This window comes from Klebsiella sp. BIGb0407, from assembly GCF_024807845.1.
Lineage (GTDB): Bacteria > Pseudomonadota > Gammaproteobacteria > Enterobacterales > Enterobacteriaceae > JGM124.
The window spans coordinates 1-24,732 of record NZ_JANUEQ010000005.1; the positions used below are offsets into that span (position 1 = coordinate 1).

23 protein-coding genes and 1 rRNA gene are annotated in these 24,732 nt (G+C 47.4%); 14 read left to right on the forward strand and 10 right to left on the reverse strand.

Annotated elements, in window-relative coordinates:
- Positions 1-185 (reverse strand): 16S ribosomal RNA (locus M2387_RS15280); the annotation flags it as partial.
- A gap of 475 nt (positions 186-660) precedes the next feature.
- Here M2387_RS15280 and M2387_RS15285 point away from each other — a divergent pair.
- Positions 661-1,356: a FadR/GntR family transcriptional regulator gene (locus M2387_RS15285; RefSeq protein WP_259050602.1), complete on the forward strand. Its 696-nt coding sequence runs from the start codon at positions 661-663 to the stop codon at positions 1,354-1,356.
- Positions 1,357-1,388: 32 nt separating this feature from the next.
- Entirely contained in the window at positions 1,389-2,783 is a 1,395-nt protein-coding gene (gene mdtD, locus M2387_RS15290) for a multidrug transporter subunit MdtD (protein WP_259050603.1), read from the forward strand.
- Here mdtD and rbsR read toward each other — a convergent pair.
- The 7 genes from rbsR to kup all read right to left on the reverse strand — a co-directional run bounded on the left by rbsR (position 2,780) and on the right by kup (position 10,659).
- A complete protein-coding gene (gene rbsR / locus M2387_RS15295) occupies positions 2,780-3,769 on the reverse strand; it encodes a ribose operon transcriptional repressor RbsR (protein WP_259050605.1) in 990 nt (329 codons plus the stop codon). The two genes, mdtD and rbsR, sit on opposite strands and share 4 nt — an antisense overlap.
- Positions 3,770-3,776: 7 nt before the next feature.
- Positions 3,777-4,709, reverse strand: coding sequence for a ribokinase (gene rbsK / locus M2387_RS15300; protein WP_259050606.1), 933 nt, complete (start codon positions 4,707-4,709; stop codon positions 3,777-3,779).
- Positions 4,710-4,783: 74 nt separating this feature from the next.
- The gene (gene rbsB, locus M2387_RS15305) at positions 4,784-5,671 is read right to left on the reverse strand and encodes a ribose ABC transporter substrate-binding protein RbsB (protein ID WP_259050607.1); all 888 of its coding nucleotides are present in this window, start codon (positions 5,669-5,671) and stop codon (positions 4,784-4,786) included.
- Between the two features lie 25 nt (positions 5,672-5,696).
- On the reverse strand, positions 5,697-6,662 hold the full coding sequence (gene rbsC, locus M2387_RS15310) for a ribose ABC transporter permease (RefSeq protein ID WP_259050608.1): 966 nt from the start codon (positions 6,660-6,662) through the stop codon (positions 5,697-5,699).
- Positions 6,659-8,173, reverse strand: a complete 1,515-nt coding sequence (rbsA, locus tag M2387_RS15315; RefSeq protein WP_259050609.1) for a ribose ABC transporter ATP-binding protein RbsA — start codon at positions 8,171-8,173, stop codon at positions 6,659-6,661. The genes rbsC and rbsA overlap by 4 nt, the downstream gene beginning before the upstream one ends.
- A gap of 7 nt (positions 8,174-8,180) precedes the next feature.
- Positions 8,181-8,600, reverse strand: coding sequence for a D-ribose pyranase (gene rbsD, locus M2387_RS15320; RefSeq protein WP_259050610.1), 420 nt, complete (start codon positions 8,598-8,600; stop codon positions 8,181-8,183).
- 190 nt (positions 8,601-8,790) lie between these two features.
- A complete protein-coding gene (gene kup, locus M2387_RS15325) occupies positions 8,791-10,659 on the reverse strand; it encodes a low affinity potassium transporter Kup (protein WP_259050611.1) in 1,869 nt (622 codons plus the stop codon).
- Positions 10,660-10,786: 127 nt separating this feature from the next.
- Here kup and ravA point away from each other — a divergent pair, with 127 nt between their 5' ends.
- Both ravA and viaA read left to right on the forward strand, forming a co-directional pair.
- Complete coding sequence (gene ravA, locus M2387_RS15330; RefSeq protein WP_259050615.1) at positions 10,787-12,283, forward strand: ATPase RavA; 1,497 nt, start codon at positions 10,787-10,789, stop codon at positions 12,281-12,283.
- The gene (viaA, locus tag M2387_RS15335) at positions 12,277-13,731 is read left to right on the forward strand and encodes an ATPase RavA stimulator ViaA (RefSeq protein WP_259050617.1); all 1,455 of its coding nucleotides are present in this window, start codon (positions 12,277-12,279) and stop codon (positions 13,729-13,731) included. The genes ravA and viaA overlap by 7 nt, the downstream gene beginning before the upstream one ends.
- Positions 13,732-13,897: 166 nt before the next feature.
- Here the strand turns inward: viaA and M2387_RS15340 are convergent, their stop codons facing one another.
- On the reverse strand, positions 13,898-14,557 hold the full coding sequence (locus M2387_RS15340; protein ID WP_259050618.1) for an NleF caspase inhibitor: 660 nt from the start codon (positions 14,555-14,557) through the stop codon (positions 13,898-13,900).
- A gap of 324 nt (positions 14,558-14,881) precedes the next feature.
- On the reverse strand, positions 14,882-15,874 hold the full coding sequence (gene asnA, locus M2387_RS15345; protein ID WP_259050619.1) for an aspartate--ammonia ligase: 993 nt from the start codon (positions 15,872-15,874) through the stop codon (positions 14,882-14,884).
- 155 nt (positions 15,875-16,029) lie between these two features.
- On the opposite strand from asnA, the gene asnC reads away from it, so the two are divergent.
- The 10 genes from asnC to atpA all read left to right on the forward strand — a co-directional run bounded on the left by asnC (position 16,030) and on the right by atpA (position 24,713).
- Positions 16,030-16,488 (forward strand): transcriptional regulator AsnC, encoded by a 459-nt coding sequence (gene asnC / locus M2387_RS15350; protein ID WP_259050621.1) that lies wholly within the window; start codon positions 16,030-16,032, stop codon positions 16,486-16,488.
- Between the two features lie 89 nt (positions 16,489-16,577).
- Entirely contained in the window at positions 16,578-17,027 is a 450-nt protein-coding gene (mioC, locus tag M2387_RS15355) for an FMN-binding protein MioC (RefSeq protein WP_259050623.1), read from the forward strand.
- A gap of 369 nt (positions 17,028-17,396) precedes the next feature.
- Positions 17,397-19,286 carry a tRNA uridine-5-carboxymethylaminomethyl(34) synthesis enzyme MnmG gene (gene mnmG / locus M2387_RS15360; RefSeq protein WP_259050625.1) on the forward strand — a complete coding sequence of 630 codons (1,890 nt, stop codon included), beginning with the start codon at positions 17,397-17,399 and terminating at the stop codon, positions 19,284-19,286.
- 52 nt (positions 19,287-19,338) lie between these two features.
- Complete coding sequence (rsmG, locus tag M2387_RS15365; RefSeq protein WP_259050631.1) at positions 19,339-19,962, forward strand: 16S rRNA (guanine(527)-N(7))-methyltransferase RsmG; 624 nt, start codon at positions 19,339-19,341, stop codon at positions 19,960-19,962.
- 618 nt (positions 19,963-20,580) lie between these two features.
- Positions 20,581-20,961, forward strand: coding sequence for a F0F1 ATP synthase subunit I (gene atpI, locus M2387_RS15370; RefSeq protein WP_259050633.1), 381 nt, complete (start codon positions 20,581-20,583; stop codon positions 20,959-20,961).
- Between the two features lie 5 nt (positions 20,962-20,966).
- Entirely contained in the window at positions 20,967-21,785 is an 819-nt protein-coding gene (gene atpB, locus M2387_RS15375; protein WP_259050635.1) for a F0F1 ATP synthase subunit A, read from the forward strand.
- A gap of 48 nt (positions 21,786-21,833) precedes the next feature.
- Positions 21,834-22,073, forward strand: coding sequence for a F0F1 ATP synthase subunit C (gene atpE / locus M2387_RS15380; protein ID WP_004393045.1), 240 nt, complete (start codon positions 21,834-21,836; stop codon positions 22,071-22,073).
- A 65-nt stretch (positions 22,074-22,138) separates the two neighbouring features.
- Positions 22,139-22,609 carry a F0F1 ATP synthase subunit B gene (gene atpF / locus M2387_RS15385; protein ID WP_259050637.1) on the forward strand — a complete coding sequence of 157 codons (471 nt, stop codon included), beginning with the start codon at positions 22,139-22,141 and terminating at the stop codon, positions 22,607-22,609.
- Between the two features lie 14 nt (positions 22,610-22,623).
- Positions 22,624-23,157, forward strand: coding sequence for a F0F1 ATP synthase subunit delta (atpH, locus tag M2387_RS15390; RefSeq protein WP_259050639.1), 534 nt, complete (start codon positions 22,624-22,626; stop codon positions 23,155-23,157).
- Positions 23,158-23,171: 14 nt separating this feature from the next.
- The gene (atpA, locus tag M2387_RS15395) at positions 23,172-24,713 is read left to right on the forward strand and encodes a F0F1 ATP synthase subunit alpha (protein ID WP_259050640.1); all 1,542 of its coding nucleotides are present in this window, start codon (positions 23,172-23,174) and stop codon (positions 24,711-24,713) included.
- Positions 24,714-24,732: the final 19 nt, after the last annotated feature.

The following is a 24,732-nucleotide window of genomic DNA, read 5'->3' on the forward strand; positions in this document are numbered from 1 at the left end:
CGACGTTATGCGGTATTAGCTACCGTTTCCAGTAGTTATCCCCCTCCATCAGGCAGTTTCCCAGACATTACTCACCCGTCCGCCGCTCGTCACCCAGGAGCAAGCTCCCTGTGCTACCGCTCGACTTGCATGTGTTAGGCCTGCCGCCAGCGTTCAATCTGAGCCATGATCAAACTCTTCAATTTAAAAGTGTTTGATGCTCAAAGAATTCATACTGTTTATAAAACTAGTGTTCACTCTTCAAGACTTGATATTTTTTGTGAACCCGAAGGTTCTGCACCCGAAGGTGCTTTAGATATCAATCTTGCGAGTGCCCACACAGATTGTCTGATAAATTGTTAAAGAGCAGTGAGTTGCTTGCCTTAGCTTGCTAACTCGAGGAGGCGTATACTACGCTTTCCTCTTTCAAAGTCAAGCGCTTATTTTCGCTTTCCTTCGACTGACTCGGTGGTTTGTAACCGTTGTTCCGTGTCAGTGGATGCGCATTATAGGGATTTCTTCGGGCCTGACAACCCCTAATTTCAATTAATTTGCTGACTGCGTTATTTTTTAGCAATGTGCGGGAATATCAATCAATCCCACCGGATTTGGGGTAAAAATCACCCAAGATTGACAGGCAATGTCATACTGGTTAGTGAAAATTTGCCAAAGGATGTGTTTATGTCTTTATCTACACAGCAGCTCGCTGCCCAGAAAAACCTTTCTTATATTCTGGCAGAGAAACTCGCACAGCGTATATTGAAGGGCGAATACCCGGTTGGCAGCATTCTGCCTGGTGAAATGGAGCTAGGCGCTTTATTCAACGTCAGCCGCACTGCTGTACGTGAAGCAGTGAAAACCTTAACGGCAAAAGGAATGCTATTGCCCCGCCCAAGGATCGGTACTCGGGTTATGCCGCGGGCACAATGGAACTTCCTGGATAAAGAGTTACTCGCCTGGTGGATGACAAAGGATAACTTAGACTTTATTGTTGATGACTTCATTATTATGCGTCATAGCATCGAACCACAAGCTTGTGCATTAGCAGCCATCCATAGTGACGAGATACAGCAGCAAAAACTGCTCTCTATAATGAAAGAAATGGTTTCCCTGCAGGATACCTTCGACAAAGATTACTGGATAGAAATAGATATGGCTTATCATGAGCTGGTCTATGAGATGAGCGGTAACGTCTTCATGACCTCTTTTGCGAATTTATTCCGCCCTGTCTACCACAACTACTTCACAGCCATCACCGATAACAAAGTGGTTAAGCTTGAATTGCATCAGGCAATTGTTGATGCCATCTGCCAGCGAGATAGCGGGGCAGCATTTGCTGCCTGTGTGGCACTATTAAATGAACCCACGTCTCATTAGCAATACAGGCTCATTTAACTATCAGGAAAATAATGACTAAAAGCACGCGCAGTATGGCCGGACTCCCCTGGATAGCGGCAATGGCCTTCTTTATGCAAGCACTGGACGCCACTATCCTTAATACCGCACTTCCGGATATCGCCCGCAGCCTGAACCGCTCCCCGCTGGCAATGCAGTCAGCGATTATTAGCTATACCCTGACCGTCGCTATGCTTATTCCCGTTAGTGGCTGGCTGGCCGACAGATTTGGTACCCGGCGTATCTTTATTATTGCCGTATCACTCTTCACTTTCGGATCGCTTGCCTGTGCGCTTTCGGGATCGTTAAACCAGCTGGTTATCTTTCGTATCATCCAGGGTGTTGGTGGCGCCATGATGATGCCCGTCGCCCGCCTGGCTTTACTCCGTGCCTATCCGCGCAGTGAACTGCTACCGATACTTAACTTTGTCACTATCCCGGGACTTGTAGGTCCGGTCGTCGGGCCTCTGTTAGGTGGAATTCTGGTGACATGGGCAAGCTGGCACTGGATTTTCTTAATTAATATTCCGATTGGTATTTTTGGCTTAATTTACGCCCGTAAGTACATGCCGAACTTCACTACGCCAATTAAGAAGTTTGATATGCGTGGTTTCTTACTGTTTGGTATTGGCCTGGTACTGATTTCCTGTGGCCTGGAATTATTCGGGGAACATGTCATCGAGTCTTACATTGGCGTGCTAGTCATGATCGGCGGTATTTTACTGATACTGGGTTATGTCTATCATGCCCGCCATGCTACATCTCCCCTGATCCCACTGCCGCTATTTAAAACACGGACTTTTTCGGTGGGTATAGTGGGTAATGTGACATCACGTCTGGGTACAGGCTGCGTTCCCTTCTTAATGCCTCTCATGTTGCAGGTAGGGTTTGGTTATAGTGCCTTAATTGCAGGCTGTATGATGGTGCCGACAGCATTAGGCGCTCTGGTGGCAAAATCGACCGTCACGAGAGTACTGCGTCAGTTTGGCTATCGGAAAACATTGTTCAGTATTACGGTGTTACTCGGCATTATGATTGCTCAGTTCTCTCTGCAATCACCTGGCAATGCGCTGTGGTTATTGGTACTGCCGCTATTTGTACTGGGTATGGCGATGTCGACGCAGTTCACCGCAATGAACACCATTACGCTTGCCGATCTGAGTGATGAACATGCCAGCAGCGGTAATAGCGTGCTGGCCGTGACGCAACAGCTGTCAATTAGCTTTGGTGTTGCCGTCAGCGCCGCCGTACTGCTGGCTTATAAAGGTAATGAAAGCCTGAATACCGTAGAGCAATTCCACTACACCTTCCTCAGTATGGGGGGAGTGACACTGCTCTCTTCTCTGGTATTCCTGGCTCTGCGCCCGAAAGATGGTCGTCATTTAATTAAGGACAGGCACAAGCCTTAAACCGACCCACGCGCAATCAGTTTTGGCGTTAGCTGTAAACACTGCTGGGCTAAATCTGGTTGCGCCATTCGCTTAATCAAGACATCAACCGCCAGCTCACCTAATTCATCTTTAGGCTGGTGAATGGTAGTCAGAGGTGGCGTCATATAGCGCGCCAGTTCAATATCATCATAACCCACCACCGCCATATCCTTCGGAACCGTCAGAGATGACTGATATAACGCCTGATAGATACCGACTGCCATGGCATCATTACTGGAAAATACCGCTTCTGGTGGTGTTTCCAGTGAGAGCAATTTCAGCATGGCTTCATATCCACCATGAAATTCAAAATCACCGATAACTTCATATCCGGGAAGAATAGGGAGTCCGGCGTTTTGCATTGCTTTCCGGTAGCCATCAAGACGCATACAGGAAGGGCTTTTATCCACCGGACCACCGATACAGGCAATGCGGGTATAGCCTTTATCAATCAGATACTGAGTGGCAATTTCCCCCCCCAGCAATGAATTATCTTGAATCACATCGCCGCCGTCGAAAGGTGACCAGTCCATCATCACGGTGGGTACGCCGGGATAACGATTCATGATTTCAATGGAAGGGTGATGGGATTCAGTACTGAGTAGCAGTAACCCGTCCACGCGTTTTTGCAGCAGCGTTTCCAGGTTACTGTTCATACGCTGCTCATCGCCTTCGGTATTGCATAGCACCAGGCTATAACCGCGTTCAAAGCAGCTTCGTTCCACGCCGCGCACCAGCTCGGAATAGAAGGGGTTACTACTGGCAGTAATCAACATGCCAATAGTATGGGTTTGATTCAGTTTAAGACTGCGAGCCAACGCTGAAGGGGCATAATTCAGCGTTTTAATCGCATCATCAACTTTCTTACGCGTGGCCTCACTCACAAAGCGATCGTTGTTAATCACATGCGAGACGGTTGAGGTAGAAACACTCGCTAAGCGAGCGACATCCTTCATGGTGGCCACTGTTTACTTACCCCTGTTGTTCTAAAAACTCATCAATTTCATGACGCCATGGAACTGAAGGCTGTGCACCCTTACGTGTTACCGCGATCGCGGCAGCAGCATGAGCAAAGCGAACAGCTTCATTCATCGGTTTATCTTCCAGTAATGCGGTTACCAGAGCACCATTAAAGGTATCTCCGGCAGCAATAGTGTCGATAGCTTTGACCCGGAAGCCTGGAACCAGCTGACCTACACCTTTTTCACTTAACCATACGCCACGACTACCCAGGGTAATAATGACAATCTCGATACCTTTGTCATGTAAAACACCGGCAGCTTTTGCCGCATCTTCATCATTTTCAACACGTACACCGGTCAGCTTTTCAGCTTCGGTTTCATTCGGCGTTATCATATACAGCAGCGCCAGTAACTCATCAGATAACGGATAAGCCGGTGCTGGATTGAGGATAACTTTAGTTTGATGCTGATGCGCTATTTTTGCCGCAGCCAGTACGCTTTCCAGCGGGGACTCCAGTTGCATTAACAGGACAGATGCTTCACTGATTTTTTGTTGTTGCTCATTTACCAGAGCAGGCGTTAAGGCCGCATTCGCTCCGGCATGAATACCAATCACATTCTCGCCGGCACTGTTAACAAAGATGAGTGCCACGCCAGTGGTCGCATCAGGAATAGTGCTGATGGCTGAAATATCGATGTTGTCGCTGGCTAACTGCTGGCAGACTTTCTTACCGGTATCGTCATCACCCACACAGGCAATAAAGGTGATATCTGCGCCACTGCGCCCTGCGGCAACCGCCTGATTAGCGCCTTTACCGCCAAAAGCAACCTGATAGCCTTGCCCGGTTACGGTTTCCCCTGGTGTTGGGAAATTATTATTAAGATTCAGAATATGGTCGGCATTGATACTACCAAGAACAACGAGTTTTGCTGTATTTTTCATTTTTTTTATATCCAGTTAATTGCGCCACCTAAAAGCCTGGTGGCGCAATGTCCTTGCTCGGTATTTTTAGGGTATTACTTCTTAACCAGTTTCAAATCAATCGGGATTTGCGCCGGAACAGTTTCACCTTTTAACGCTTTATCTGCGGTGACTACACCGATGACGCCGATTTGATCGGCCATCTGTGCCACGGTGGCGCCTAATTTGCCGCCTTCAACCGCTTTCACGCCGTCATCAGTACCGTCAAAACCAACCACCAGCACATCGTTTTTACCTGCAACTTGCAGAGCACGCAATGCGCCTAACGCCATTTCATCGTTTTGTGCAAATACTGCCTGAACATCAGGATGAGCGGTCAGCAGGTTCTGCATGACGTTCAAGCCCTTAGTACGGTCAAAGTCAGCTGGCTGGCTGGCCAGAACATTGAATTTATGCGCAGCAACCGCCTGTTTGAAACCTTCACCGCGTTCACGGGCAGCAGATGCACCAGCAATACCCTGGAGCTCGATAACTTTGGCACCATTACCCAGTTTCTCAGCAATAAAGTCACCCGCCATTTTACCGCCAGCAACGTTATCAGAAGCGATATGGCTGACAACAGTGCCCTGGTTTGCTACACGGTCCAGAGTAATAACCGGGATATTCGCCTGGTTAGCCATCTTCACAGCGTTACCCACTGCATCTGAATCGGTTGGGTTAATCAGCAGTAATTTAGTTCCACGAACCGTTAAGTCTTGAACGTTTGCCAGCTCTTTGGCCGGGTTATTCTGCGAGTCCAGAACCACCAAGGTATAACCCAGCTTATCGGCCTCTTTCTGTGCGCCATCTTTCAGTGAAACAAAGAATGGGTTATTCAACGTAGACACAACCAGAGCGATAGTATCTTTTGCCATGGCGTTAGCGCTAAGTGTGGCACTCAGTGCAACCGCAGAAACTAAAGTAGCCAGTTTTTTCATGTTCATATGCGTATTCCTGTAGGGTTACGTGTTACTGTTTTTTGTTATCTACCAGTACCGCCAGCAGAATAACAAGCGCTTTAACGATCATCTGATAGTAAGAGGAAACACCTAATAAATTTAAACCGTTGTTAAGGAATCCGAGAATCAATGCCCCGATCAGGGTACCAACAATCCGACCCTTGCCACCCGCAAGACTGGTTCCACCCAGAACTACCGCCGCGATAGCATCGAGTTCATACCCCATTCCCGCAGTAGGCTGTGCAGAAGAAAGACGGGCAACTTCAATAATCCCGGCCAGTGAAGCCAGTAAGCCACACAACGAGTAAACAATAATTTTAACTTTATCAACGCTGATGCCAGAAAGGCGCGTTGCAGCTTCGTTCCCGCCCAAAGCATAAATATAGCGCCCTAAACGGGTATGGTGCAGCATGTACCAGGCAGCAATAAAGACAATCGCCATGATCCATATTGGGGTCGGGATACCTAAAGGACGACCTATACCAAACCAGCCAAAGAGGTCAGCATTCTCAGAGAAGCCGGTGTTCACCGGACTGCCGTTGGTATAGACCAGAGTCACACCACGCAGCAGTAACATCATAACAAGCGTAGCAATAAAGGCCTGAACTCGCCCTTTAGCAACAATCACCCCGGTAACAGCACCAATCGCCGCACCTAATGCCAGGGCCGCAGCAACCGCAACTAAGGCATTAACTTCAAACCCGATAACCGATGCCGCTACCGCACCCGTTAATGCCAGCAACGAACCAACCGAAAGGTCAATACCGGAGGTCAGGATAACCAGCGTCATACCCACCGCCATAATGGCGTTTACTGAGGTCTGTTGCAGGATATTGAACAGATTATTAACGGTAAAAAAGTTTGGGCTCAGGCTGGATACAATGGCAATCAGCACTAATAAGGCTATCAGTGATTTTTGCTCCATCAGCCATGCTTTAGTGAACCAGCGACGGCCAGACACGGTTTGTACACTCATTTTTTCCACTCCTGACTATCCGGATTAAATTTGCCAACAGCTGCCGCCATTAGTTGTTCCTGGGTTGCCTCATCCCGGGTAAAGGTGGCACTCGCTTTACCTTCATGCATCACCATAATGCGGTCGCTCATTCCCAGAACTTCTGGCATTTCTGACGACACCAGAATGATGCTTAAACCATCAGCCTTAAACTGGTTAATCAGCTGATAAATTTCTTTTTTTGCACCTACATCAACGCCACGAGTCGGTTCGTCGAGGATCAGGACGTTCGGTCGGGTCATCAAACCACGTGCAATGGCTATTTTCTGCTGGTTACCACCAGATAGCAGGCCTATTGGCTGTTCCATTGATGGGGTTTTAACCTTAAACAGCTCAATAAAATCACCAACGGCAAGCTCTTCTTCTTTATGTTTCAGGCTGCCTGAAGCATTACTAAAATAACGTAACGCAGTCAGTGACATATTCTCTTTCACCGACATACCGAGGATCAGGCCATCACGCTTACGGTCTTCGGAGATATAAACAATTCCGTACTCCAGGCCCTCTTGAGGAGAGCGAGCGGTAATCTCTTTACCACCCAGTACAATACGACCCGCTGTTTTTGGCAGTGCGCCATAAAGCACTTTCATTAATTCAGTACGACCCGCACCCATCAAACCTGATACGCCCAGGATCTCGCCTTCACGCAGAGTAAAAGAGACTTCTTTGACTCCGGGGCCTGACAGTTTTTCTACCTGCAACCTGACTTTGCCTGGCTGTTTATCAATATGCGGATACTGCTCTTCAAGTTTACGACCGACCATCATTTCAATCAGTGAGTCTTCACTGAGAGAAGACACTTCACGTTCAGCAACAAACTGTCCGTCACGCAGTACGGTAACGTCGTCGCAAATCTCAAAAATCTCTTTCATACGGTGAGAGATATAAACAATGCCGCAGCCCTGGTTTCTCAGCTCACGGATAACGCGAAACAGTGATTCGGTTTCCGTATCGGTTAAGGCATCCGTTGGCTCATCCATGATGATGACCTTGGACTGATAGCTCAGTACTTTGGCTATTTCGACCATCTGCTGGTCGCCAATCGATAAATCACCCACCAGCAGTTCACTGGTAAAGCGCAGATTGAGCCTGGCCAGAAGCTTATCTGCTTCGCGATACATCGCCTTCCAGTCAATATTGCCGAAACGACCAACAAACTCACATCCGAGGAAAATGTTTTCCGCAATACTCAGCTGGGGTATCAGGTTGAGTTCCTGATGAATGATGCCGATACCTGCTTGTTCGGAATATTTTGGTCCTTTAAAGCTGGTCTCTTTACCCAGCCATACTAGTGAACCCGCATCTTTGGTGTAGATACCGGTCAGGACTTTCATCATTGTCGATTTGCCAGCACCGTTTTCACCCACCAGCGCCATCACTCGACCCGGATAAACATTCAGGGAGGCGCCGGACAGGGCTTTCACTCCCGGAAATGACTTCTCAATACCCTTAAGCTGCAGTAAAGGTTCCATACTGACCTCAGAAGGTTACGCCAGCACAGAGAATGATGTTCGCAAATGGAGAGCATTCTCCACTACGAATAACAGCCCGGCTGTCTGTCGTACATTGTTTAAAGGCTTCATGGCTGACGTAGCGAATGGAGATGGTATTACCCTGCTGCTGTTGCAGCTGCTCTATGTGCGCTAACAACTGTTCATGAAGCTCAGGATTATGCTGTTTAATTTCCTGAGCAAGGATTGCAGCTTCAACCTGCATTTCCTGAGTCACGACCTCTACGACCTGCATAAAACCGGGCACACCCTGGGTTAATGCCAAATCGATGCGCGCTGTTTGAGGCGCTATAGGTAACCCTGCATCAGCGATGGTCAGCATGTCTGTATGTCCCAGACGGGAGATAACAGCCGAGATATCTGCGTTAAGTACTTTGCCTTTTTTCATCTTCTCACCTCACGAGCGAAACGTTTCGCTCGCCATCAGTGTAGGTAATACCGGGCCGGTTTCACAATCACCATGTAGCAAAAATGTGATCGCCATCGAAACGTTTCGCAAGATTGTTTTTTTGAAGAGTACTGAGGCTTTGTTTTTGCCTGAGAATAAAAAAAGCCTCTGCGATGAGAGGCTCTCTTGGCTAGATTTCGACCTGGGTTCCCAGTTCAATTACCCTGTTGGGTGGGATCTCAAACTGATCCGGGGCGCGCAGGGCATTTCTTTGTAAGGTCATAAACAACCTGCCACGCAGACGTAAATACCAGGGCCGTTTACCTATAATCAGTGACTCATGGGAGATAAAGAACGAGCTTTCCATCATTTCGCAGCTCAGACCTTCCATTCGGCAACGATAGAAGACCTCTTCCACATTCGGCGTCTCGCGCCAGCCATATCTCGCAATAACTCGCCAGAAGGTCGGCGAAAGCTGTTCAATCGTCACGCGCTGTAGATTATGCACATAAGGGACATCTTCAGTGCGAAACGTCAGTAATAGCACCCTCTCATGCAACACTTTGTTATGTTTGAGATTATGAAGCAGGGCAAACGGGATCACGTTGATGCCGCGGGACATATACACCGCGGTTCCGGGAACCCGTATCGGCGGGTTTTTTTCCAGTGAAGCGACCATCGCGGTCAGTGAGTTGCCGTGCTCATTCATTTTGCGTAATAAACGAAACCGCTCGCTTTTCCAGGTAATCATGATCATAAACATGACAAACCCTAAACTGAGAGGTAACCAGCCGCCGGAATAGATTTTCACCAGGTTGGCAGAGAACAGCGGAATATCAATAGATAAGAAAACTAGCCCAGCGAAGGCGACGATAATCTTATTCCAGTGCCAGTTTTTACGCGCGACGGTACAGGCAAGCAAGCTGGTCAGTATCATGGTTCCGGTGACTGCAATACCGTAGGCCGCAGCTAAATTACTTGAATGCTCGAAGCCAATAATCACCAGCACTACCGCGATATAGAGGATCCAGTTCACCACCGGGATATAGATTTGTCCGGACTCTTTTTCCGAGGTATGGATGATACGCATCGGAGATAAGTATCCCAGCCTAACCGCCTGACGAGTCAGGGAAAAAACGCCAGAAATCACTGCCTGAGACGCGATAACGGTCGCCAGAGTAGCCAGAACCAGTAACGGAATCAGCGCCCAGTCAGGGGCTAATAAAAAGAAGGGGTTTTTAATCGCTTCTGGATTTTGCAGCAGTAACGCTCCCTGGCCAAAATAGTTCAGAACCAGGGCTGGTAATACCGCGATAAACCACGCAATACGGATAGGTAATTTACCAAAATGGCCCATATCCGCATACAGCGCTTCGACCCCGGTTATCGCCAGAACTACCGCGCCGAGAGCAAAGAAAGAGACTGCTTTATATTGCACAAAAAAGTTAAACGCCCAGTAGGGGTTCAGGGCTTGTAGCACTTCCGGATTCGCTATTACCGCCCGCCCGCCCAGCACTGCCAGTGTCAAAAACCATAACAGCATGACCGGGGCGAAGAGTTTTCCGACCGTACCTGTACCGTGCTTTTGAATCACAAACAGCAAGGTCAGAACGGCAATAGAGAGCGGTACAATATAGGTATCCAGTGACGGAGCCACTATCTCCAGCCCTTCAATCGCGGACATCACCGATATTGCCGGGGTGATCACCACTTCACCGTAGAAGAAGCTCCCCCCTATCAATCCCATAATAATCAGCAAAGCGGTGCTACGAGCGGAAGTATGACGCCCGGCAAGCGACATCAGTGTCAGGGTTCCCCCTTCACCAGCGTTATCAGCCCGCATCACGAACAGCAGGTATTTAATGGAAACGACTACAATCAGTAGCCAGAAAATCAGCGATAAGAAGCCAAATATCGCCTCTCTCTCAACCCCAATACCAAATTGCCCGGACAGACACTCACGTAAGGTATAGAGCGGGCTGGTACCTATATCACCATAAACAACACCAATCGCGGCCAGGGTGACGGCTGGCAACGATTGCTTACTCTTTGTGTTCATAAGCGTTCTTTTTTGTGATCCTGAACAAGTATACCTGGACCTGAAGGCTCGCTAAGTATGCTCTTGATGACGATAACCGTCTTCTTGCGCTATCTTGAGCCTTCTCTGTAAGGATGCAAAATTAATTATGGCTCAATCACATTTACTCGCAGAAAGAATCGCACGTCTCAGCCAGGCTTTAGAGAAAGGTCTGTTTGAACGCCAGCATGCTATTCGCTTGTGTTTACTCGCCGCATTAAGCGGAGAAAGTGTTTTTTTACTCGGCCCGCCAGGTATTGCCAAAAGCCTGATTGCGCGCCGGTTAAAGTTTGCTTTTCGCAATGCCCGCGCCTTTGAATACCTGATGACCCGCTTCTCAACACCAGAAGAGGTGTTCGGCCCACTCTCTATTCAGGCCCTCAAAGATGAAGGCCGTTATGAGCGCTTAACTGCGGGTTATCTACCCGAAGCAGAAATCGTCTTTCTGGATGAAATTTGGAAAGCAGGCCCGGCCATTCTTAATACCTTACTGACCGCAATTAATGAGCGACGTTTTCGTAACGGTGCCGGGGAAGAAAAGATCCCGATGCGCCTTCTCGTTGCCGCTTCTAACGAATTACCCGAGGCTGATAGTAGTCTGGAAGCCCTGTATGACCGCATGCTGATCCGCCTGTGGCTGGATAAGGTACAGGACAAAAATAACTTTCGGGCATTGTTAGTGAGTACTCAGGATGAAAACCAAAATCCTGTCCCCGAAAATCTGCAAATTACCGATGACGAGTATTTCAGCTGGCAACAAGATATCAGTAATGTCCGCTTGCCTGATGATGTGTTCGACCTTGTTTTCCTGTTACGTCAGCAACTGGATGTCACACCAGGCGCTCCTTACGTTTCAGACAGGCGCTGGAAAAAGGCGATGCGCCTATTACAAGCGAGTGCCTTCTTTAATGGGCGTGATATGGTACAGCCGATTGACCTTATCCTGCTCAAAGATTGTCTGTGGCATGACACCGCTGCGATGGCGATGATGCAGCAACAGCTCGAAGTATTGATGACCGGTCATGGCTGGCAGCAACAATCGATGCTAACTAAACTGACCAATATCACTCAGCGTCGCCTGCAATTACAGCAGCAAAGTAATGACAAAGAAGCGCTGACGGTGAATAAGCAGACCGGCATGTTCAGCCGTAAACCTCAGTATCAGCTCCCTGAGAATTTAACCGGCGAAACCTTAACCTTATTGCTGCAAAAACCATTACGCCTGCACGATATCGAAGTGATTCATATTACTCTCACCCACGACGCCCTGACACAATGGCTGAGTAAAGGTGGCGAGATCCGCGGAAAATTGAACGGGATCGGTTTTGCTCAGACCCTGGATATGAGTGTCGATAATAGTCAGCATCTGACGCTACGCGATATCAGCCTGCAGGCCACGCGTCTGACGTTACCGGGACATCAGCAGCAAGGAGTTCCGGACGAAATCAAACAGCAGCTGGACGCCCTGGATGCGCAGTTGCATCAACAACATGAACGTTTTAACCATCAGCAGAAGTGCCTGTTTATCGAAAATGACTGGTTAGCCAAAATTGAGGCCAGCCTGCAAGAAGTGGCAGTACAACTTCAACAGGCTCGTCAATGTTAAGTATTGAAGCGCTGGATATTATCTTAACTATCGCCGAAGGTGAGTTGATAGAAGGAATTATTGTTGCTTTGCTGGCTTCTCCTACACTGGCCGTTTTTTTTGAAAAATACCCACGTCTGAAAAAAGCGGTCAGTGAAGACTTACCTCGATGGCGGGAGCAGCTAAAAAACCGGCTGAAAGAAGGACAGGTTCCTGAAGCACTGGCTCAAGAGGTACTGTGTTATCAGCAAAGTCAGACCCTAAGTACTGCCCAGCTGGCGCTCAAAATACCGGAAATTACGCTATTACTGGAAAATGTAAACTCGCCTTTTAAGCTGGAAGCGAAAAGCTTAGTGACGCCAGCTTCAACGATGACACCGGCGCTGCATACCCTATTTTTACAGCGCTGGCGCCTCAGCCTGGTCCTGCAGGCAACCTCACTCAGCCAGCAGATCCTCGAAGATGAACGCGATAAGTTATTAGCCGAAATTCAGGCTCGTATGGCCCTAAGCGGCCAGCTGGATGCCACCCTCGCAGAAAATGACACCGCAGCAGGCAAACTGTGGGATATGAGTCGCGGCGGCGGACTACGCTACGCGGATTATCAACTGATCGTACAGTACGGTGATTTTCTTGAAAGCCAGCCTGAACTGATGAAGCTGGCGGAACAGCTTGGGCGTTCCAGGGAAGCAAAGTCAGTCCCGCGAGAAAATGCGCCCACCGAGCTTTGGCGCACCCTGGTTCGCGAACCTTCCAGCGTTCCGGAACAGGTCGATGGCTTAAAGCTCGGGGATGATATTCTGCGTTTACTGCCTACAGAACTGGCAACTTTAGGTATCACTGAACTTGAATATGAGTTCTATCGTCGGCTGGTGGAAAAACAGCTGCTCAGTTATCGCCTTCACGGTGACTCATGGCGGGAAAAGGTCATCGAACGCCCGGTTGCTCACCAGGATTTTGCTGAACAGCCGCGCGGCCCGTTTATTGTCTGCGTTGATACTTCGGGTTCAATGGGGGGGTTTAATGAACAATGTGCCAAAGCCTTCTGTCTCGCCTTAATGCGTATTGCTCTGGCCGATAACCGGCGCTGCTTTATCGAGATGTTTTCACATGACGTTATCCGCTATGAGATCAGCGGAAGTGATGGTATTGAACAAGCGATCCGCTTTCTAAGTCAGCGTTTTCAGGGCGGCACCGACCTGGCGAGCTGTTTTCGTTCGGTGATAGAACGGATGAAAGGACCGGAAGGTTATGATGCTGATGCGGTGATAATTTCTGATTTTATCGCCCAGCGTTTACCGGATGATGTGGTGAATACCGTAAAAGTACTGCAGCGGGAACATCAGCACCGTTTTCATGCAGTAGCCATGTCAGGACACGGTAAGCCCGGTATCATGCGTATTTTCGACCATATCTGGCGCTTTGATACCGGACTTAAGGGGCGTTTACTGCGACGCTGGAAGCGTTAATAGTAAAAGATATATCACTATTAACGCTTCAACTAAAGATAGTTACATCAATAAATGTGCGCATGCATTTATTTATACATGGTTCATTAACAGAAAATAACAATAACCCTCGATTAATTCATGGTAATGGTTAATAAAAAAACCATCTACTTGATGATTACCCGTCTTAATCAAATTGATCTTTCCCGCAGTTATAAGTTAAATCAGGAACCTTTGCAGATATACCGTTATGTAAATTACTCATTGCCGATAAATCACCAAATAAAGAGGAGCTACCGCGAATAGCTATAGGATAATGACTATCCCAGTCGCCAAATCTCGTTATAGCTAAACTCTGCTTGCAACTAAAATTATAAAATGGATTATGTCTATGACTATTGTTATAGACATTATCATTATCAACCCCCTCGCTTAACCGAAGAATGACATCATAGTAATTTGATAAATTTTTAATATAGACATCACGATCATTAGAGGTGAAGCCTTTCGCCAGAACGCCATAAACCTCATGAGTACATTTATTTTTCACGATAAAAGTTCTCTCTCTGAGATGATAGAGTTCATTCTGCATGTATTCCATGCATTTTTTTATATCAACAATTAACCTTTTACTTTCACTGATACTATCAGTATGCTTAAGTTTATATATCATATTATTTATATGTTTATTTTGCTCATAATCCGGATGGTGATTAGCATTTAACTCAGTCACATATGCATTATGTCTTTCTTCTATTTCGCCCTGAATAGTTGTCACTTCATTATTAAATAAATAGCTATTAGTAACATCATAAGTATTAGTCGAGCTTGAATTCAACCTATCCATTTATAAAAACCTTAATAAATAAAAAAAGATCGTGTCTAATATAAAATCACATCGTAATCCAATACGATGGAATAATACATAAAAAAACGCCTCTATTATTTAATCAGGAAGGTTGAATATATTTCAGTAATAATAAATAACTAAGTGAGAGTTTAGTTCCAAATAAAAAGAAGGAATAATAATGCAGATAAAATGCACGGCGACGATGAGGATTACTTTGAAGTGCTTCTGTCAGATAACACAGAGACATAAGAAGCCCAGTATCATGCGCATCTCTGCGCTTTGATACCGGACTAAAAGAGGCTTATTGCGAAGCGTTAAGTTTTACAGCAGGTCGCTCACTGCGGCCTGAATATCAGCAGGCCATACGCCACACTGAACCTGACCGATATGCGGCAGCTGTAACAGCAACATAGTCAGACGAGACTGGCCGATACCACCACCGATAGTTTGTGGCATTTCACCTTTCAGCAGCGACTGGTGCCATTCCAGCTTCAGACGATCTTCATCACTCGTCAGGGCTAACTGGCGTTTAAGCGCTTCGGCATCAACGCGGATCCCCATCGAAGAGAGTTCAAAAGCATCTTCCAGAACCGGGTTCCACACCAGGATATCACCGTTCAGCCCGGCAAAACCGCTCTCAGTGCGTGTTGACCAGTCATCATAATCCGGAGCACGTACATCATGACGTTTACCATCACCCAGCGCACCGCCGATACCAATCAGGAATACCGCGCCCAGTTCTTTCGCTATCGCACGTTCACGGCCTTTAGCATCGAGATCCGGATAACGCTGCTGCAAGGTTTCGCTGTGAACAAAATGAATGTTCTCAGGTAAGAATGGTGTCAATCCGGTCTGCTCAGTGACAGCAGCTTCGGTGGCTTTAATTGCCGCCCAAATACTTTCAACGGTTTTATGCAGCGTACCAAGGTGGCGTTCACCATCACCCATAACGCGTTCCCAGTCCCACTGATCCACATAGACAGAGTGAATAGGTGACAGGCGGTCTTCATCAGGGCGCAGGGCTTTCATGTGCGTGTAAAGCCCTTCGCCAGCGCTGAAGTCATGCAGACCCAAGGTTTTTCTTTTCCATTTCGCCAGTGAGTGTACGACTTCAAATTGTGCTTCAGGAATCGCTTTTACTCTCACCTGAACGGCCTTTTCGCTACCAGACAGATTGTCTTGTGTGCCATCGCCGAGGCGGCTGAGAATCGGAGCCTGAACTTCGATCAGACCGAGTTTCTCTTCCAACTGACGAGAAAAATAGGCTTTCACAAAACTAATCTGGCGTTGTCTGGCAATGTAGGCAGTTTTCATGGTGTTTCTCTTTATTGTGTTGTCTCTGTCGACTATTAAGCAATAAAAGTGATGACAAATTCAATAATCAACAATAAAAAAGGCCAAAGGCTTTTTAATTCGATAATTTAAGGGTATAAAAAATGACAAATCCGTATTTATCATAGGAAAAAACGATGAATAATTATCAAATCGATAATCTCGATCGCGGGATACTTGAAGCTTTAATGGAAAATGCCCGAACGGCTTATGCTGAATTAGCGAAACAGTTCGAAGTAAGCCCCGGTACCATTCATGTACGTGTCGAGAAAATGAAACAGGCTGGAATTATTACCGGAGCCCGTATTGATATCAGTCCTAAGCAGCTTGGGTATGACGTCTGCTGCTTTATCGGCATCATACTGAAGAGTGCTAAAGACTACCCTTCAGCTCTGGCCAGACTTGAGAGCCTTGATGAAGTGACAGAAGCCTATTACACCACCGGGCATTACAGTATTTTTATTAAAGTGATGTGCCGATCGATTGATGCCCTGCAACAGGTACTTATCAACAAGATCCAAACAATTGATGAAATTCAGTCCACTGAAACCTTGATCTCCCTGCAGAACCCCATTATGCGCACCATACGGCCATAGCAATTATCTTTAATACCCATATTATCCACAGGTAGATCCCTGCTCATTCACAGCGTACAATGCCCGACGATTGAAAAAGGTGAGATACCATGGCTGATATTACTCTGATTAGTGGCAGTACGCTTGGCAGTGCAGAATATGTAGCAGAACATCTGGCTGAGAAGCTGGAAGAAGCGGGGCATAGCACCACCACCCTGCATGGTCCGCAGCTGGAAGATCTTCAGACCGAAGGTTTCTGGCTGGTGGTCTCTTCAACTCATGGAGCCGGGGATCTTCCTGATAACTTATTGCCTTTATATAAGGCAATCCAGGAGCAGAAACCGGATCTGAGTGGTATTCAGTACGGGGCTATGGGTATCGGTAGTAAAGAATATGACACTTTTTGTGAAGCGATTGAGAAGATCGATCGCCTTTTAACAGAAAGTGGTGCAGTCCGGATCGGTGAAATAGAGAAGATAAACGTCCTCGATCATGACATTCCTGAAGATCCGGCCGAGATTTGGCTCGATTCCTGGAAAAATTTACTCCCTTTTGTGTAAAGATCGCGCATTTGAATGTGGATAACTATGCTTGAAACCTCGTAATAACCAGTAGTTATCCAACGTATAACTCTTGTTCACTTTCTGCCCTGTGCATAAGTGTGCAGTTTGATCCCAGCTTATACTGTCCAGGATCACCGATCATTAACAGCTAATGATCCTTCTCATCCAGTTGATCTGAAAGCAGTAAAATGGCTTATCCACAGAAGTGCTCGATCCTAATAAGAGATCATAATAAGAGATCTTTAAATAAAAAAGATCTTCTTTTAATTAGTGGCTCACCCACCACTTCCTCCAGGGGCTAAAGTTGAGTAGAATCCTCAGCCCGGGCAGTTACAACCCTCATCGCAAAACCGCGAGGCAGTTACCATGTTTTATCAAGATCCTTTTGACGTCATCATCATCGGCGGGGGTCATGCAGGCACAGAAGCGGCAATGGCTGCCGCTCGTATGGGTCAGCAGACCCTGCTTCTGACACACAATATCGACACACTGGGGCAGATGTCCTGCAATCCGGCTATTGGTGGTATTGGCAAAGGACACTTGGTCAAAGAAGTGGATGCATTGGGTGGCTTAATGGCACAGGCTATTGACCGTGCAGGTATCCAGTTTAGGATACTAAACGCCAGTAAAGGTCCGGCAGTACGTGCGACCCGTGCTCAGGCTGACCGTGTGCTCTACCGTCAGGCTGTACGTACCGCACTTGAGAACCAGCCTAATTTGATGATCTTCCAGCAAGCGGTTGAAGATCTGATCGTTGAGAACGACAAAGTGACCGGTGTCGTCACACAAATGGGTTTGAAGTTCCGTGCTAAAGCCGTAGTACTTACCGTCGGGACTTTCCTGGACGGTAAAATCCATATTGGTATGGATAACTACAGCGGCGGTCGTGCAGGCGATCCGCCTTCGATCCCGCTATCACGTCGCTTACGTGAACTGCCACTCCGTGTGGGTCGGTTAAAAACCGGTACCCCGCCACGTATTGATGCCCGTACCATTGATTTCAGTGTACTGGACAAGCAGCACGGCGATGAGCAATTACCGGTATTTTCATTCATGGGCAATGTGAGCCAGCACCCGGCGCAAATACCTTGCTATATCACTCATACCAACGAAAGAACGCACGAAGTTATCCGTAATAACCTCGATCGCAGCCCAATGTATGCTGGCGTAATCGAAGGTATTGGTCCACGTTACTGTCCTTCAATCGAAGACAAAGTGATGCGTTTTGCCGATCGTAACGCACACCAGATTTTCCTTGAACCAGAAGGCCTGACCAGCAACGAAATTTATCCAAATGGTATCTCCACCAGCTTGCCATTTGATGTTCAGATGCAGATCGTTCGATCGATGAATGGCATGGAAAATGCGAAGATCGTTCGTCCGGGCTATGCTATTGAGTATGACTTCTTCGATCCCCGCGATCTGAAGCCAACGCTTGAAAGTAAATATATCCAGGGACTGTTCTTTGCCGGACAGATCAACGGCACCACCGGTTATGAAGAAGCCGGTGCGCAGGGCTTGCTTGCAGGTCTCAACGCAGCGCGTTCTTCCGCTGAAAAAGAAGGCTGGTCGCCACGCCGCGATCAGGCCTACTTAGGCGTACTGGTTGACGATCTTTGTACTCTGGGAACCAAAGAACCTTACCGTATGTTTACCTCACGCGCTGAATATCGACTGATGCTGCGTGAAGACAACGCGGATCTGCGTTTGACTGAAGCAGGTCGTGAATTAGGGCTGGTGGACGATGCTCGCTGGGCTCGCTTTAACGACAAGCTGGAAATGATCGAGCGTGAACGTCAGCGTCTGAAAGATATCTGGCTGCATCCGCAATCTGAAAGTATTGCTGAAGTGAATACTCAGCTCAGTGCACCACTTTCCCGCGAAGCTAACGGTGAAGATTTACTGCGTCGTCCGGAAATGACTTATCAGTCGATGGTTACGCTATCTGCGTTCGCACCAGGACTTGATGATATTCAGGCTGCTGAGCAAGTAGAAATTCAGATAAAATACGAAGGCTATATTGCTCGCCAGCAAGACGAGATCAATAAACAACAGCGTAATGAGAATACCTTGTTACCTGAAACTCTCGACTACCGGCAGGTTAATGGGTTATCCAACGAAGTGATAGCTAAGCTGAACGATCATAAGCCAGTCTCCATTGGTCAGGCATCGAGGATCTCTGGTATTACACCAGCAGCTATCTCGATTTTGCTTATCTGGCTAAAAAAGCAAGGGCTGCTACGCCGTAGTGCGTAAACAGAACTGATATCAGGCCAGGACATCCTGGCCTTTTTTAATAGGTTTAAAAGTGCTGACTAAATTATCTCGTCTGCTCAACGATGCAGGCATTACGCTTCCTGAAAACCAACAACGGCAACTGGTCGGTTATGTGGCTTTGCTGCATAAGTGGAATAAGGCCTACAACCTCACGTCTGTACGTAATCCGGAAGATATGCTGGTACGCCATATTCTCGACAGTATCGTGGTTGAGCCGTACCTGGAAGGGAGGCGTTTTATCGATGTCGGAACCGGCCCGGGATTACCGGGGATCCCACTTGCAATCGTACGTCCTGATGCGCACTTTACTTTACTGGACAGCCTGGGAAAACGAATTCGCTTTTTGCATCAAGTGAAACATGAACTCAAACTGGATAATGTCACGCCCGTCCAGAGTCGCGTCGAAGATTTCCCGGCAGAACCTCCTTTTGATGGTGTCATCAGTCGGGCTTTTGCCTCACTCACCGATATGGTGAACTGGTGCCAGCACCTGCCCGGTGAGTCTGGTCGCTTCTATGCGCTAAAAGGAATTCGCCCTGATGATGAAATTGCCGCCTTGCCTGAGCAGTTTGCTGTCGAAGATATTGTCAGACTGACGGTGAAAAATTTGGAAGGTGAGCGTCATTTAGTTCGCATTAAGTGCGTTAAATATTAATCCTTATCAAAAAATTGAGTGATTGATAGCGATTTTAAAAAGTTAACAGAATGGCAGGGTGATATTGACAGATGCTCTGCCATTTAACAAATAATTAACTTTGCGATCGATAAATAATAACATCAGGCAATTAGTTTCATGGGTTATAATTATCATTTTAAATATAACCAACCTAAAGATAAGCAAAATCACAGATTGCGGAGATGTTAAAACTTTAACGAGAATGTCAAATAAAGGTTTTTTTGTGTATCTGGGTTGTTTTAATAAGGTTGCTTTAATTAGTTTATATTAATCATTATGTTATGTTTTTAGCTTTCAGTGTCGATGAAAAAAGCGATCTCAGTAAAATACGGGATTTGTGATCGGATGCACGTTTTGTTGCAAGCGATTTTCAGTTATTTGACCTGCGTCAGGTACCTTGAACGGTTTATTAAAAGTTATAAAAACAGCGTGTAGATAATTATTTAAATATTTGTTCATCTTTTCGCTACTTATTGTTTGAAATCACTGGGCCGCACCGTATAATTTGCTCGCTTTTTGAGGCTTGACTCTCGGTCGCAAAGACAGTCTTATTACAGCCCGCGACCTTCCTCAACGGAAACAGGAGTAGAGAAACTCATGTCAGCGTCGCTTTACAGTGGAAATGTTGCTCGTAAGCTTCTATCCCTGCAGTTTGTAGTAATGATGGTTTTAGGATTGCTGTTTTACTTTAAAGACCCAGCTTGGGGCGCCTCAGCAGTTGGTGGGGGTATGGCAGTCTGGTTGCCAAATGCATTATTTGCTTTTTTTGCCTGGCGTCATCAGGTGCATACACCCAGTAAGGGACGTATAGCCTGGTCATTCGCTCTGGGTGAAGTCGTTAAGATGTTAGTGACCTTTGCCATTCTGGTTTTGGCGCTGGCATACTTTAAAGCGGTCTTATTGCCGCTAATAGTCACTTGGGTTTCGGTGCTGGTTGTGCAGATACTCGCACCAGCTGTAATTAACAACAAAGGGTAAGAGTAATGTCTGCAGGAGAAATCTCTACACCGCAGGAGTATATAGGTCACCACCTGACGCATCTTCAGTTGGACCTGCGTACTTTTTCGCTGGTGGATCCGCATAACGCCCCGGCCACATTCTGGACACTCAATTTAGACTCCATGTTTTTCTCTGTTGTTCTGGGTCTGTTGTTCCTGATGATATTCCGTAAAGTTGCTAAAACAGCAACCAGCGGTGTTCCGGGCAAATTCCAAACGGCAATCGAGCTGGTGATTGGCTTTGTTAATGGTAATGTCAAAGACATGTACCATGGCAAAAGCAAAGTTATCGCTCCCCTGGCTCTGACGATTTTCGTTTGGGTCTTCCTGATGAACTTGATGGACCTTATCCCGGTCGACTTGCTGCCAATGCTTGGTGAGCACGTCTTCGGATTGCCTGCATTGCGTGTTGTTCCTTCTGCGGATGTGAACGTCACACTCTCCATGGCATTGGGCGTGTTTATCCTGATTCTATTCTACAGCATCAAAATGAAAGGCATTGGCGGCTTCACGAAAGAGCTGACGCTGCAGCCGTTCAACCACTGGGCATTAATTCCTGTCAACTTAATCCTTGAAGGGGTAAGCCTGTTGTCTAAACCTATTTCACTAGGTTTGCGACTGTTCGGTAACATGTATGCCGGTGAGTTGATTTTCATTCTGATTGCTGGCTTGTTGCCGTGGTGGTCACAGTGGCTTCTGAATGTGCCGTGGGCCATTTTCCACATCCTGATCATTACATTGCAAGCCTTCATTTTCATGGTTCTGACGATAGTCTATCTGTCGATGGCGTCTGAAGAGCATTAATTTTATCCACACTACGTTCGTTTTAACTGAAATAAATTGGAGACTGTCATGGAAAACCTGAATATGGATCTGCTGTACATGGCTGCCGCTATTATGATGGGATTAGCGGCAATCGGTGCTGCAATCGGTATCGGCATCCTCGGAGGAAAATTCCTGGAAGGCGCAGCTCGCCAGCCGGACTTGATTCCACTTCTGCGTACTCAGTTCTTTATCGTAATGGGTCTGGTGGATGCTATCCCTATGATCGCTGTAGGTCTGGGACTGTACGTGATGTTTGCTGTCGCGTAGTGAACGTTGCTTTTAATTAAATTAAAGCAATATCAAACGTTAACTAATGAAAGAGGCATTGTGCTGTGAATCTTAACGCAACAATCCTCGGCCAGGCTATCGCGTTTGTCCTGTTTGTTCTGTTCTGCATGAAGTACGTATGGCCGCCGTTAATCGCTGCCATTGAAAAACGTCAAAAAGAAATTGCTGACGGTCTTTCTTCTGCAGAACGAGCTAAAAAGGACCTTGACCTTGCACAGGCCAGCGCGACCGACCAGCTGAAACAAGCAAAAGTTGATGCTCAGGTGATTATTGATCAGGCGAACAAACGCCGTGCTCAAATCCTTGATGAAGCGAAAACTGAAGCAGAGCAGGAACGGGCTAAAATCGTTGCACAGGCTCAGGCAGAAATCGATGCAGAACGTTCACGCGTTCGCGAAGAACTGCGTAAGCAAGTGGCTCTGCTGGCTTTAGCCGGCGCCGAGAAGATAATCGAACGTTCCGTTGATGAAGCTGCTAACAGCGACATCGTCGATAAACTGGTCGCTGAACTGTAAGGAGGGAGGGGCTGATGTCTGAATTTGTTACTGTAGCTCGCCCCTACGCCAAAGCAGCTTTTGACTTTGCCGTCGAGCACAACAGCGTAGAAGCCTGGCAGCATATGCTGGCTTTTGCTGCTGAAGTTGCCGAAAATGAACATATGACAGAGCTCTTGTCTGGTGCTTTAGCACCAGAAACGCTCTCAAAGTCGTTTATCTCTATCTGTGGTGAGCAACTGGACGCCAATGGTCAGAACCTGATTCGGGTTATGGCTGAAAATGGTCGTTTGAAGGTGCTTCCTGACGTTCTTAAGCAGTTTGTTCAACTACGTGAGGCTCTTGAGGCCACGGTTGAAGTCGAAGTGACTTCGGCCAGTACGTTGAGTGATACTCAGCTTTCGAAAATCAGCGCCGCGATGGAAAAACGTCTGTCACGCAAAGTTAAGCTGAATTGCAAAATTGATAAGTCTGTAATGGCAGGTGTTGTCATCCGTGCGGGTGATATGGTCATTGATGGTAGCGTACGCGGCCGTCTTGATCGCCTGGCAGACGTCTTGCAGTCTTAAGGAAACTGGAGCATATGCAACTGAATTCCACCGAAATCAGCGAACTGATCAAGCAGCGTATCGCTCAGTTCAATGTTGTGAGTGAAGCTCATAACGAAGGTACTATCGTTTCTGTAAGTGACGGTATTATCCGTGTACACGGTCTGGCCGATGTAATGCTGGGCGAGATGATCGCCCTGCCAGGCAACCGTTACGCTATTGCACTTAACCTTGAGCGCGACTCGGTTGGTGCAGTAGTTATGGGCCCGTATACCGATCTTGCCGAAGGCATGAAAGTGAAGTGTACTGGCCGTATTCTTGAAGTACCGGTTGGCCGTGGTCTGTTAGGCCGCGTGGTGAACACCCTGGGTGCACCTATCGATGGCAAAGGCGCTTTAGATCACGACGGCTTCGCCGCTGTTGAAGCTATCGCACCTGGTGTTATCGAGCGTCAATCAGTCGATCAGCCTGTACAGACTGGTTATAAGTCTGTCGATGCGATGATTCCAATCGGCCGTGGTCAGCGTGAGCTGGTTATCGGTGACCGTCAGACTGGTAAAACAGCTCTGGCAATCGATGCCATCATCAATCAGCGCGACTCTGGTATCAAATGTATCTATGTTGCTATCGGTCAGAAAGCTTCTACCATCTCAAACGTGGTACGTAAGCTGGAAGAACATGGCGCACTGGCTAACACCATCGTAGTTGTTGCGACGGCGTCTGAATCTGCTGCACTCCAATACCTGGCGCCATATGCCGGTTGTGCAATGGGTGAATACTTCCGCGACCGCGGCGAAGATGCACTGATTGTTTATGATGACCTGTCCAAGCAGGCTGTTGCTTACCGCCAGATTTCTCTGTTGCTTCGCCGTCCACCAGGTCGTGAAGCATTCCCTGGCGACGTTTTCTATCTCCACTCTCGTTTGCTGGAACGTGCTGCGCGTGTTAACGCCGAGTACGTTGAAGCTTTCACTAAGGGTGAAGTTAAAGGTAAAACGGGCTCTCTGACTGCATTACCGATCATCGAAACGCAAGCGGGTGACGTTTCAGCGTTCGTTCCGACCAACGTAATCTCGATTACAGATGGTCAGATCTTCCTGGAATCTAACCTGTTTAACGCCGGTATTCGTCCTGCTGTTAACCCGGGTATCTCTGTATCCCGTGTTGGTGGTGCCGCTCAGACTAAGATCATGAAAAAACTGTCCGGTGGTATTCGTACTGCTCTGGCACAGTATCGTGAACTGGCAGCGTTCTCCCAGTTTGCATCAGATCTTGACGATGTAACTCGTAAGCAGCTGAACCACGGTCAGAAAGTGACCGAGCTTCTGAAGCAGAAGCAGTATGCGCCAATGTCTGTTGCGCAGCAGTCTCTGGTTCTGTTCGCCGCTGAACGTGGTTATCTCGAAGATATCGAGCTGGTAAAAATTGGTGACTTCGAAGCTGCTCTGATGGCTTACGTTGACCGTGACCATGCTCCATTGATGCAAGAAATCAACCAAACTGGTGGCTATAATGACGAAATCGAAGGCAAGCTGAAAGGCATCCTCGATTCCTTCAAAGCAACTCAGACCTGGTAAAATCTTGCGGCTTGTCTTA